Origin of the sequence: Streptomyces sp. NPDC001604 (genome assembly GCF_042893475.1) — a bacterium.
GTDB lineage: Bacteria > Actinomycetota > Actinomycetes > Streptomycetales > Streptomycetaceae > Streptomyces.
This window is the reverse complement of record NZ_JBIAUY010000017.1, coordinates 41,190-53,230: the sequence shown is the minus strand read 5'-3', so window position 1 is coordinate 53,230 and position 12,041 is coordinate 41,190. Positions and strand designations below refer to the sequence as shown.

Here is a 12,041-nt window from a genome sequence, read left to right as displayed (position 1 = left end):
TGAACACCGGGATCGCAAGACAAGTCGCCCAGCAGGCTGGCTCCTTGGCAGCTGGGTGATCCGACTGCCCTGGTTCTCCCGCGACTTGCCGCGGCACACCGTCGCCTGCCACGCACGGCCCCGATGTGCGCCGGCCCGCCCGGTCCGGCGCGCCGAAGGCCGACACCCTCTTCCCGTCCCCCGCTTGATCGTTGTTACGGTTCACCGGTGTCTGACTCTTCACGCGATACCGCCCAGGGCGCCGGCTGGGGCACCACAGAACGCGGTGACTACAAGCGGCTGATGCCGCAGCACGTCGAGAAGCTCTCCTGGCTCGATCCCAGGACGCTGTGGGCCGCCCGCAACGGCGTACTGGCCTCCTGGTTCGGGGACCCCACGGGCCGTACGCGCAGCAGATGGGTGGCACAGCGCGAGGCGGCCGGTGCGCCCGCCGACAAGGTGATCCGGCGTACGGAGGCGGACCGGTTCTCTTTCATGGTCATCGGCGACACCGGTGAGGGGGACGATCCCCAGTACGCCGTCGTACCGGGGTTTCTGAAGGTGGGTCAGGGCACGGACTTCGCCGTCATCGCCAGCGATGTCATCTATCCGGTGGGCAGCGCGGACGACTACGCCACGAAGTTCTTCCGCCCCTACCAGGACTACCAGGCGCCGATCTACGCGGTACCCGGCAACCACGACTGGTACGAGGACCTCGGCGCCTTCATGCGCGTCTTCTGCGCGGACGCCCCGCCCCTCGCCCCCGAGCCGGCACCGCGTCCCCTGAGCCGGGCCTGGATGCGCTCGCTGCTGTGGCACCGGCCGCGTCCCGCCGACGGTCAACACCTGGACGAGGCACGCCAGTTGCGCTCCGCGCAGGCTCAGCAGGCCGTCCAGCCGGGCCCGTACTGGGCCATCGATGCCGGACCCCTGCGGATCATAGGCATCGACACCGGCCTGCTCGGCACGATCGACGCCGAACAGGGCGCTTGGCTGCGCGAGGTCTCCCAGGGCCCCCGCCCCAAGATCCTCATCACCGGCTCGCCGCTGTACGTCGACGGTGAGCACCACCCCTGCACCATCGAGGGCGGCAACGGCACCGTCGACGACATCGTCCGCGATCCCGAGCACCACTATGTGGCGGCGATCGGCGGCGACATCCACAACTACCAGCGCTACCCGGTCCAGGTGGACGGCCGCACCATCCAGTACGTCGTCTCGGGCGGCGGCGGGGCGTTCATGCACGCCACGCACACCATCCCCCGCATCGGTATCGCGGACGTCACCGAGAAGGACTTCCGCTGCTATCCGCTGCGCGGCGATTCCCTCGCGTTCTACAGCAGGCTCTACGGGCGGCGGCTGCACCTGCGCCGCTTCTTCACCCTCACCGAGGCCGAGGCGATGGCCGTGATCGCCGAGCGGCTCGGCATCCCACCGACCCGTACCCCGGGCGGACCGGTGCGCGTCACCCGCCGTATCCGCATCGTGGCCAGTCTGCTGGGCGCCGGCGGCCGCCCCGACCGCACGTCACGCTTCCGCCTCCCGGTGCGCAAGATCTACACGCAGCTCTTCTCACCGAGTTCGGCGACGTACAGCCCTCCGTTCTTCAAGCAGTTCCTGCGTCTGGACGTCACCCCGGAGGTGATCCGCCTGCGCTGCTACGCGGCCACCGGCAACCGCGCGCAGGAGATCGAACCGCCCGTCGAGGACGAGGTCACCATTCCGCTCACCTGAGATGACCTGATCTTGACCCGCGCACGGGGAACAGTTCCTGCGACCGCCTGGTTGGCACCGCCGTAATACTTGATACATCAAACAACCATGGAGGAGCCCGTGCCGCCCACCTCACGCCCCCTGCGCAAGCTCGGCTTCCTGACCATCGGCCTGTTCGACGAGGCGGATCCACGCCGCGGGCACGAGTCCACGCTGGAGATCATCGAGCTGGGCGAGCGGCTCGGCTTCGACAGCGCGTGGCTGCGCCACCGGCACCTCCAGTACGGCATCTCGTCCCCGGTCGCCGTCATGGCGGCCGCATCGCAGCGCACCAGCCGTATCGAGCTCGGCACCGCGGTCATCCCGCTGGGCTGGGAGAACCCGTTGCGGCTGGCCGAGGACCTGGCGACGGTCGACATCCTGTCCGGGGGCCGCGTCAACCCCGGTGTCAGCGTCGGTCCGCCGATGCACTACGACCAGGTCAAGGAGGCGCTGTATCCGGACACGGCGGAGGCCGAGGACTTCTCCTACGAGCGGGTGCGGCGGCTGCTGGACTTCGTGCGCGGCAAGAGTGCCACGGACTTCAGCGGGGTCGAGGGGTTCGAGGTGTTCAGCGACCGGGTCCAGCCGCACTCCCCCGGCCTGGGCAAGCGGCTGTGGTACGGCGGCGGCAGCCTGAGCTCGGCGCGCTGGGCCGGTGAGCACGGCATGAACTTCCTGACCAGCAGTGTCGTAAAGGCCGAGGGAGCGGATGGGGGGTCGGACCTCGACTTCGCGGAGATCCAGCTGTCCCACATCCGCGCCTTCCGCGCCCATCACCCCGACGGCGACGAGGCCCGCGTCTCGCAGGGCCTGGTCGTCATCCCCACCGACTCCGCCTCGCCCGAACAGCGCGCGAAATACGAGGCGTTCGCGGCCAAGCGCACCCCTCGCACGGCCTCGCCGCAGGGCCCGGCCCGACTGCTGTTCGCGCCGGACATCGTCGGCAGCTCCGAGGAGATCGCCGAACGCCTCCATGCGCATGTCGCGTTCCGCGAGGTGGACGAGGTGGCGTTCGCGCTGCCGTTCACCTTCGAGCACGAGGACTATGTGCAGATCCTCACCGACATGGCCACCAGGCTCGGGCCGGCGCTCGGCTGGCAGCCCGCCGTCTGAGGCCCTGCGTCACCAGCGGCCGGCTTCGGTCCCGACGAGCGGCTGCGACGGCTTGCCGTCCACGCCGACCGGGACGTCGCCCGTGAGCATGACCCGGTGCATGATCCGGGGGAAGCCGAGGTGCGCGTTGTCGCTGGGAGCGAGGTGGATGGTGGCCCGGTTGTCCCAGAAGGCCACGCTGCCCGCCTCCCAGCGGAACCGCACCGTGTACTCGGGCCGCACCGCCTGCTCCAGCAGCATGTCCAGCAGCGCCCGGCTCTCCGGACGGGAGACGTCGGTGATCTGCTCGAGGTAGTAGCCGTTGACGAACAGCACGCGCTCCCCCGTCTCCGGATGCACCCGCACGAGCGGGTGCACGGAGGCGACCTGATGGTCCAGCAGGTGCCGCAGGTAGGCGTCCTCGCCGGGCCTCGGCTGGTAGCCGACGCCGAGCCGGTGCTCGGCTCGCAGCCCGTCCACGAACTCCCGTACCGGGCCGGACAGTCCGGCGTACGCGGCCGCCAGGTTCGACCACGTCGTGTCGCCTCCGTACGGCGGGACGGTCTCGGCGCGCAGGATCGTCGCGGCCGGCGGGTCGATGCGGGCGCCGTGGTCGCAGTGCCAGCCGCGCAGCAGGGTGTGCCGGCGGCGCTGCAGCCACTCCTCGTGGTCCATGCCGAACTTCCCGCCCAGCTCCAGCCGGTCGGCGGTGGTCTCCACCTCGGGGAAGTCCGGCGGGGAGGCGCTGCCCCGCTTGCGCAGCACGACGGGCTCGCCGAACCTACGCGCGAACCCCACGTGCCCGGCGTGGTCCAGCCGCTGCCCGCGGAAGAACACCACCTTCCAGCGCAGCACCGCCGCCCGGATCGCGGCGACCACGGCGTCGTCCAGGTCACCGGCCAGATCGACGCCCGTGATCTCGGCCCCGATGTACCCGGCCACCGGTTTCACCTCGATACCCGCAGCCCGTTCGACGCCCGTCACCGCATCCCGCTCAGTCGTCATGCGCACTCCGCCGATCGCCCGGACCGACTCCGCTCGGCCGGTCGCCGTACCCGATCTTCGCAGGGAACACGACGGACGTCCTGTGACCTGGGTGCCTCAGACCTCGGCGGATGTCGGGCACGGCTTCCGCCCCGCGCCGCAGGAGTTCACGAAAGGCGCCCGGCCGCTGTGGCTCACTGCCCAGTGCCTCGTCGAGGGCGACGGTTTCGGCCGTCGGCCATGTCGTCCTCCTTCCTCCCTCGTCGAGTCTGAGCGTCCGGGCCGCGATGGCACCAAAGGGTTTACCGCGGCGCGAGGCGGTCGTCCTCACACGCTGAACTCCCGTATGACCGTGTTGCGGAACACCGCCGTCCCGTCGATCGTGAACAGCGCCAGACCGGTGTCGACCAGGTACGGGAACACCTCGCTGGAGTGCACGTACCGGCCGTCGTCGACGTACATCTCCACGGACGTCCGGTCCACGAGGACGCGCAGCTTCACCGTGCCCGCCGAACGGCTGAACGGGGTGTGGCTCTCCTGCCACTTGCCGGAGGCGTCCGGGTTGACGGTGTTGCGGCGGTTGAGGAAGGCGTAGTCGTTGTAGATACCGGCGTCGATGTGGCGTCCGCCGTCGGGTGAGCGGCGCAACTGGAGTCCGGCACCGGTGAGTTGACCCCAGGTGATCTCCGTGGTGAGCTCGTAGGAGATGCCTGTGTAGTCGAGCACCTTGGTGCCGTCGACGGTCACGTCGCCCAGGTCCACCGTGCGGGAGACGTAGGCGTCGAGGGCGGCGACCGGCCGGGACGCCAGGTAGTACGTGCCGGCGGAGTCCCGCTTCAGGGTGAGCTCGCGGACGATCGAGTCGGTGCCGTTGAAACCGTCGCAGTCGATGGTGGGTGTGGTGTTCGCGTAGTCCCAGTTGTTCAGCCAGCCGATCGCGTAGCGTCCGCCGGGGTCTTGCGTGCCGCTTGTGTTCCGCTTCTCGAAGGTGACGGCGCCGTACCAGTCCCAGCCGTGGTCGAGCCATTGCGGATCGGCGGCGTCGGCGGTGAAGGCACTGCCGTCGAAGGCGCCCGTCCAGTACGCATACGTGTTGGGCAGCCCCGAGCCCTTGCCGTTGGCGCTGACGCCCAGCACCCACTTCACCGTGCCGTCCTCGGCGGTGATGCGGAACAGGTCGGGACATTCCAGCGTGCCGATCCCGTCCTTGACGAATCCTCCGGCGTACGTCCAGGACTTGAGGTCGGCGGAGTGGTAGAAGCCCACCTTGGTGCCCTCGGCGAGGGCCATCACCCAGCGGCCGCGGTCCTCGTCGCGGATCACCTTGGGATCGCGGAAGTCGGAGACCCCGGGGTTGGGCAGGACCGGGTCGGTGCCGTGGTTGGTGAAGGTGCGTCCGCCGTCGGTGGAGTAGTACAGGAACTGCTCCTGGTGGTCGGTTCCGCCGCCGGGCGACAGGGTGGCGATGACGATCACCGCGCCGGCGCCGAAGCCTGCCGTGTTGTCCGTGTCCACGACCGCCGAGCCCGACCAGACGTCGCCGTTCGGGGTGGTGTCCTTCGGCACGGCGACACCGCGGTCGGTGAAGGAGACCAGGTCGGTGCTGGTGGCCAGGCGCCAGGCCGTGCCGACGGGACCGGTCGGGTAGTCGGCGTTGTAGAGGTAGTAGTAGTGGTACTCGCCGTCGATCCAGACCGGGCGCTGGGGGTCGTTCTTCCAGGCGTCGGGGACCGTGAAGTGGTAGGCGGCGCGGTAGCTCGCGCAACCCGCCTTGGTCGCCTTGGGTTTGGCGGTGGCCCGCGCTGCAGGAAGCAGCACGGCGGCTCCCCCGGCAGTGGTGCCGGCCAGCAGGGCTCTCCGGGACATCCCACGCATCACTCTTCGTTCCTCTCGTCGTCGAGTGGAGAACGGCGGCTCATGTGGTGCAGGACTGTGCGGCCTAACTCGTTAAAGGTCAAGGGGTGCACGACTCTTGACAGGCCGGTTGCGGGCTTTCCATCATCTGGGACATCGACCCTGATCTAACACGAGTTAGGCATGTTGGATGACCGACTCGCACGTCACCCGCCGCACCCTGCTGCGGTACGGGGCCTACGGCGCGGGGGCCGCCGCGCTGGCAGGCACCGCCGCGAGCTGGGACCGGCTCACCGGAGCCGACATCCCCGGCCGCGACGACGGCTCCCTCGTCGTCGCCACCCTCGGCCCCGCCTACGGCCCGGAGGCCATCCGCACCCTCACCGAGGGCTTCCGGAAAGTGCACCCCGACATCAAGCTGCGGATCAACGCCGTACAGGCCGTCGACTGGTCGGACTTCTTCGCGAAGATCCTCACCCAGATCGCGGCGGGCACCGCGCCCGACCTCGTCTACGTCGCCACCGAGGGCGTGCAGCTGTTCGCGCAGCGCCTCGGGGTCCCGCTGGACCGCTGGGTGCAGCGGGACGCGGACGAACTCAGGGAGTACTTCGCTGACGTCCACCCCTCGCTGGTGGAGTCGATGATGTACGAGGGGCACCTCTACCAGCTGCCCGTGGAGTTCAACGCGGCCGACATGTATCTGAACCGGCAGGTGCTCCAGCGGGCGGGCGCGGACTTCCCGGCGCCCGACTGGACGCGCGACGACTTCACCGCGCTGCTGCGGGCCATGAAGAAGTCGAGCGGCTCTCAGTTCACGCCGTACTTCTGGACCAACCGGCTGTGGGGCGGCGTGGTGCCCTGGCTCTTCGCGGGCGGCACCAATCTGCTCACGGAGTCCAAGGCTCCGGGCGGTGCCTGGCTGTGGGACTCCTTCTATCCTGCCGCCCAGCGGCAGGGCCGCGGCGGTGGCTTCCGCTGGACGCGCCCGCAGGCGACCGCCGGACGCGTGGAGGAGGCGTACGACTATCTCGCCTCCCTCATCCAGGAGGGCCTGTGCACCCGCCCCGAGGGCGGCAACGGCCAGAACCTCGTCGGCGTGTTCTCCACCGGCCGGGTCGGCGTCACCCCGGCGGGCGGCTTCTGGGCCGGCGGACTGCACCTCGCCGGGATGAAGGCGGACGCCTTCGACGTGCAGTACTTCCCGCGCTGGCGCACCCAGCGCCACCAGTTCGGCGCTGCGGGCTATGCGCTGCTGCGCACCTCCAAGAAGCAGGACGAGGCCTGGGAGTTCATCAAGTACGCCGCCCGCCGGGACACCTTGATGCGGCTCTTCGACACCAACCAGACCACCCCGGCGCGCCGCTCGATGCTGACGGCCGCCCGCTACCGGGAGACCGGCCCGAAGCACTGGCAGGTCTTCTACGACACCCTCGACAAGTTCCCCGACACCGGGCCGATCCCCGCCCCGCCGCAGGTCGCCGAGGTGACCGAGGTGCTGCTCAAGCACACCGGCACCGCCCTTGCCTCACCCCGCTCGGTGCGTCCGGCACTGCGCCGGATGCAGGGGGACCTGGAGAAGGCCATGGAGCGTGACGCATGACGAACACCCAGGTCCCCGCCGTACGGCCGCGGGCCGCCACGCCGGCCGTCGACGTTTCGCGGCCCTCGCCGCTGCGCACCCGCGGCACCCGGCTGCTCGCCGCCCTCTTCCTCGCGCCCACGATCGTCGGCATCGTCGTGTTCACCGTCGTGCCGATCGTCGGCTCGGTGGTGCTGAGCCTGTTCCGCTGGAACGTGATCGACTCGCCGAGCTTCGCGGGGACGGCCAACTACCGTGAGGTCATCACCGACTCGACCGTGCGGGTCTCCTTCCTCAACACGCTCGTGTTCATGGTCTTCGCGGTCGCCGCGCAGCTGCTGATCGCCCTCGCGCTGGCGCTGACCCTGAACGGGCGTATGCCGGGGTGGCTGCGCTCGGTGTTCCGCTCGGCGTTCTTCTTCCCGCTGGTGCTGTCCGCCGCGTCGATCTCCGTGGTGATGAAGTACCTGTTCAACCAGGACTTCGGGGTGGTGAACTGGCTGATCGGGCTGGTCAGGATCTCGCCGGTGCCGTGGCTGACCTCCGAGCACGCGGCGCTCGCGACCGTGATCATCGTCTATGTCTGGCAGCAGTTCGGCTTCTCGTTCCTGCTGTTCATCGGCGGTCTGAACAACATCCCCAAGGAGGTCCACGAGGCCGCCTCCCTGGACGGTGCGACCGGTCTGCGCAAGCACCTGCATGTGACGCTGCCGCTGCTGTCGCCGACGCTGCTGGTGGCGACCGTGGTCGGTGTCATCAACGCGCTGCAGGTCTTCGAGCAGCCGTATGTGCTGACCAACGGCGGGCCCGGCGACTCCACCCGCACCGTCGTGATGGTCATCTACGAGACCGCGTTCGAGCAGCTGCGCTTCGGTGAGGCGTCCGCGGTGGGCGTGCTGCTGTTCGTGCTGATCATGGCGGTGACCGCTCTGCAGTTCCGGCTCAGCCGGCGTTTCGTCCACTACCAGTGAGCCGGGTGACCTCCATGAGCCAAGCAACCCTGTCCCTGAGCCGCGCCCGGTACTCCCTCGGGCCATGGGCACGGATCACCGCTCTTGCGGTGTGCGCGCTGCTGACCCTCGGCCCGGTCATCTGGACCGTCTCCACCTCGTTGCGCACGCCGGCCCAGTCCTTCGACCTGCCCCCGAAGATCATTCCGACGCATCCGACGGCCGAGGCCTACCGCGGGGTGTTCGGCCAGATCGACGTGTGGCTGCTCGCCCTGAACTCGACGCTGGTGACCGCGCTGATCGCGGTCGGCCAGATGATCACGGCGGGGCTTGCCGGGTACGCGTTCGCACGCCTCGAATTCCGTTTCAAGAAGCCCCTGTTCGGGCTGGTGCTGGCAACGATGATGGTGCCGCTGCAGGTCACCGTCGTGCCGGTGTTCCTGGTGCTGAAGTCGATGGGTCTGACCGACACCCTGCTCGGTCTGATCATTCCGGCCTTCCCGACGGCGTTCGGCACCTTCCTGATGCGCCAGTACTTCCTGGGCATGCCCAAGGACCTGGGCGAGGCGGCCATGCTGGACGGGGCCGGGCCCTGGCGGATCTTCCGGTCGGTGTATGCGCCGCTGGCCGCTCCCGGCCTCGCCATCGTCGGCGTGCTGGCCTTCAACTACCACTGGAACGAGTTCTTCCGGCCGCTGATCCTGGAGACCTCCGGCCAGAACTACACGCTGCCGCTGGGCCTGGTCTCCCTCCAGGGCAACCTGGGCACCGGCTCCATCTCGGTGGTCCTCGCCGGTGTCGTCCTCTCCATGATCCCCGCCGTCGCCGTGTTCGTCGTCGGCCAGCGCCCTCTGCGCGAGGGCATCACGTCCGCAGGAGTCAATCGTTGAGCAACGACGCCCCGCGCTTCAGGGTCCGTCCACCCGCCGGCTGGATCAACGACCCGAACGGGCCGTTCCGTTGGCGGGACCGCTACCACCTCTTCTACCAGCACAACCCCGATGCACCCGTGCACACGAACGTCCACTGGGGCCACGCCTCCAGCGCCGATCTCGCGCACTGGGAGCACCATCCGGTCGCGCTCGCCCCGACACCCGGCGGCCCGGACGAGGCGGGCTGCTGGTCCGGCTGCGTGGTCGACGACGCCGGGGTGCCGACCGCCGTGTACACCGGTGTCGACCAGCACCACACCGGCCTGGGCGCCCTCTGTCTGGCGCGGGCGGTGGTGCCGGACGACGAGACGCTGACCGACTGGAAGCCGCTGCCGACCCCCGTGGTGACGGGCCCGCCGGCCGGTCTGGACGTGGTGATGTTCCGCGACCCGTTCGTGTTCCGCCACGGCGGGCGCCGGTGGGCACTGGTCGGGGCGGGTCATGCTGACGGGACTCCGTCGGTTCTGCTGTACGACTGCGAGGACCTGCTCGACTGGCGCTTCGCCGGGGTGCTCCTCGACGGCAACGACCCCGTCGCCGCGGACGTCTTCGGAGACAAGGCGGTCGGCTGGGAGTGCCCGCAGCTGTACACGACGGCGAGCGGCGAGTGCGTGCTCGTGCTGTCGCTGTGGGACGGCGACCCGTGCACCACCGGCTACCTGACAGGCCGTCTGCAACCTTTCAGCGACGGTGAGTTGCGCTTCGAGCCGCGGGCCGGCGGACGGCTCGACCACGGGCGTGACTTCTACGCGCCTGCCGTACTCCAGGAGGCGGGCCGGGCGCTGATGTGGGGCTGGTCCTGGGAGTCTCGCTCGCAGGGCGAGGTCGAGCACGCGGGCTGGGCCGGGGTACTCACCGCACCACGCGTCGTGGACGTCCATCCGGACGGCGCGCTGCGGGTCGCACCGGCATCGGAGCTCCAACTCCTGCGCGCGGCCGCGCCGTTCGTCACCGCCCCCGCCCAGGTGGCGCTGCCTCCGTCGTACGACCTGACCGTCACCGCACGCGGGCGCACCACCGTGGGCCTGCTGCGGTCGGCCTCCGGCGCGCGGCTCACGGTGCGGCTCGACCCGGACGAGGGAACCGTGACGCTGGATCGCGGCGACTGGCCGCGGGCCCGGCCCGACGGGTCGGCGCCGATCGTGGTGAGAGCACCCGCACGGCAGGTGCGGGTGCTCGTCGACGGTTCCCTGTTCGAACTGTTCGTCGACGACCGGGTCGCCGTCACCGAGCGGGTCTATCTGCGTCCCGACGACGCACGCGAACTGGTCGTGGCGGGCAACGCGGAAGCCGTCACGGGTTGGGAGCTGGTTCCACCGAGGCCCGAGTGATCACCGGGCGGGTCCACCTGCGCCTGCCACGGGCGGACCTGGCCGTGGCGGGCAACGCGGAAACCCTCACCGGACAGGAGCCGGTCCGACACCCGCGTGTCACCCGGCGGGCCCATCTGCGCCCCCGCGACGGGCGGACCTGGTCGTGGCGGGAACGCGGAAGCCGTCACCACGTGGAAGCCGGGCGCACCCACACCCGAGCAATCGCCCAACGGCTCCACCCGCGCCTCCCCCACCGGCGCGACCTGGCCACAGCAGGGAACGCCGTCACCGGGTGGAAACCGGGCTCACCCGCGCCAGAGCCGTCACCGAACGGACCCACCTCGCCACAGCAGCGACCGCTGAAGCCGTCTCGGGCAGGAGCGGGACCGAGGCCCGAAGGACGCGAACGGGTCCACCCGCGCCCCCGCGACCGGGCCCCAGCGGGGAACCCCGTCACCGCGTGGGAACCGGTCCCACCGACGCCCGAGTGATCACCGGGCAGGCCAGGCGTCGCACGGTGGCGGCTGGCGTTCGGCCGGTGTCGATGGCGTCCAGCAGCAGCCGGGCGGCCGCCTCGCCCATCGCCCGGTGTGGCAGGGCGACCGTGGTCAGGGGCGGGGAGAGGAACGCGGCCATGTGCTCCTGGTCGTCGTAGCCGACTACCGAGAGGTCGCCGGGGACGGCGATGCCGAGACGGGTCGCGGCGTGCAGGACGCCCGCCGCGACCCGGTCGTTGTAGCAGAAGACGCCGGTCGGGCGCCGGTCGGCCGGGGCGCCGTCGAGGATGCGCAGCGCGCCCTCGTACCCGCCGGAGATCTCGCCGCCGCTGCGCACGATCCACTCCTTGGGCACGGTGATCCCCTCCGCACGCAGGGCGTCCCGGAAGCCGCGCAGCCGCTCCGCCGAGGCGATGTCGTCACAGCCGCCGATCATGGCGACCTTGCGGTGGCCTTCCTCCAGCAGCAGCCGGGCCGCCGTACGGCCCCCGGCGCGTTCTGCGGGGATGACGGCGGGCAGGGAGTCGTCCTCGGGCAGGCAGTTGGCGAGGACGGAGTGGGTGCGGTGCAGGCCTTCGGGGACGCGGACCCGGCGCAGCGACATGGCGGCGTAGATGATGCCGTCGACGCGGCGGTCGAGAAGTTCGGCGACGGCCGCGTCCTCCTTGGCGCGATCGCCGCCGGAGTCGACGGTCAGCACGAGGTGCTCGCTGCCCCAGGCGGTCTCCATGGCGCCGCGCAGCAGCCGGCCCGCGAAGGGCGAGGATGCGATCTCGTCGGTGATCAGGCCGATCACGGCGGTACGGCGGCGGCGCAGGCCGCGGGCGACGGGGTCGGGGCGGTAGCCGAGCTGGGCGGCGGCCTGCCGGATGCGTTCCTGGGTGGCGGGCGAGAGGTTGCCTTTGGCACGGCCGTTGAAGACGAAGGAGACGGCGGTGTGCGACACACCGGCGAGCCGGGCGACGTCGCGTGACGTGGGCCGTCCGGATCCCCCCGGCCCCTTGTCCTCGGTGCTGCCCATCCCGTGCGTTGCCTTCATCCCCCACCCGTCCGGTTGATCACAGCTCAGCCTATCCGTGACGCTGTAGGTACGGCACAGTCGAGGA

The 12,041-nt window shown here is 70.4% G+C and carries 9 protein-coding genes; 6 read left to right on the top strand and 3 right to left on the bottom strand.

Going from position 1 to position 12,041, the window contains the following annotated elements; genetic code table 11:
• Positions 1-207 precede the first annotated feature (207 nt).
• Together ACFY1E_RS35430 and ACFY1E_RS35425 are read left to right on the top strand one after the other, a co-directional pair.
• Positions 208-1,713, top strand: coding sequence for a metallophosphoesterase family protein (locus ACFY1E_RS35430; RefSeq protein ID WP_389083487.1), 1,506 nt, complete (start codon positions 208-210; stop codon positions 1,711-1,713).
• Positions 1,714-1,812: 99 nt separating this feature from the next.
• Positions 1,813-2,847, top strand: a complete 1,035-nt coding sequence (locus ACFY1E_RS35425; RefSeq protein WP_389083867.1) for an LLM class flavin-dependent oxidoreductase — start codon at positions 1,813-1,815, stop codon at positions 2,845-2,847.
• A gap of 9 nt (positions 2,848-2,856) precedes the next feature.
• Here the strand turns inward: ACFY1E_RS35425 and ACFY1E_RS35420 are convergent, their stop codons facing one another.
• Together ACFY1E_RS35420 and ACFY1E_RS35415 are read right to left on the bottom strand one after the other, a co-directional pair.
• Entirely contained in the window at positions 2,857-3,831 is a 975-nt protein-coding gene (locus ACFY1E_RS35420) for a TauD/TfdA dioxygenase family protein (protein WP_389083485.1), read from the bottom strand.
• A gap of 306 nt (positions 3,832-4,137) precedes the next feature.
• On the bottom strand, positions 4,138-5,685 hold the full coding sequence (locus tag ACFY1E_RS35415) for a glycoside hydrolase family 32 protein (protein ID WP_389083482.1): 1,548 nt from the start codon (positions 5,683-5,685) through the stop codon (positions 4,138-4,140).
• A 169-nt stretch (positions 5,686-5,854) separates the two neighbouring features.
• Between ACFY1E_RS35415 and ACFY1E_RS35410 the strand changes: the two genes are divergently transcribed.
• The 4 genes from ACFY1E_RS35410 to ACFY1E_RS35395 are packed head-to-tail and all read left to right on the top strand — an operon-like array spanning position 5,855 to position 10,456.
• Positions 5,855-7,264, top strand: coding sequence for an extracellular solute-binding protein (locus tag ACFY1E_RS35410; RefSeq protein ID WP_389083480.1), 1,410 nt, complete (start codon positions 5,855-5,857; stop codon positions 7,262-7,264).
• Positions 7,261-8,214 (top strand): carbohydrate ABC transporter permease, encoded by a 954-nt coding sequence (locus ACFY1E_RS35405; RefSeq protein ID WP_389083477.1) that lies wholly within the window; start codon positions 7,261-7,263, stop codon positions 8,212-8,214. Before ACFY1E_RS35410 ends, ACFY1E_RS35405 begins: the two co-directional genes overlap by 4 nt.
• Before the next feature lie 14 nt (positions 8,215-8,228).
• Positions 8,229-9,083 (top strand): carbohydrate ABC transporter permease, encoded by an 855-nt coding sequence (locus ACFY1E_RS35400; RefSeq protein ID WP_389083475.1) that lies wholly within the window; start codon positions 8,229-8,231, stop codon positions 9,081-9,083.
• Positions 9,080-10,456, top strand: coding sequence for a glycoside hydrolase family 32 protein (locus tag ACFY1E_RS35395; protein WP_389083472.1), 1,377 nt, complete (start codon positions 9,080-9,082; stop codon positions 10,454-10,456). Before ACFY1E_RS35400 ends, ACFY1E_RS35395 begins: the two co-directional genes overlap by 4 nt.
• A 435-nt stretch (positions 10,457-10,891) precedes the next feature.
• On the opposite strand, the gene ACFY1E_RS35390 is transcribed toward ACFY1E_RS35395, so the two are convergent.
• A complete protein-coding gene (locus ACFY1E_RS35390) occupies positions 10,892-11,956 on the bottom strand; it encodes a LacI family DNA-binding transcriptional regulator (protein ID WP_389083469.1) in 1,065 nt (354 codons plus the stop codon).
• Positions 11,957-12,041: the final 85 nt, after the last annotated feature.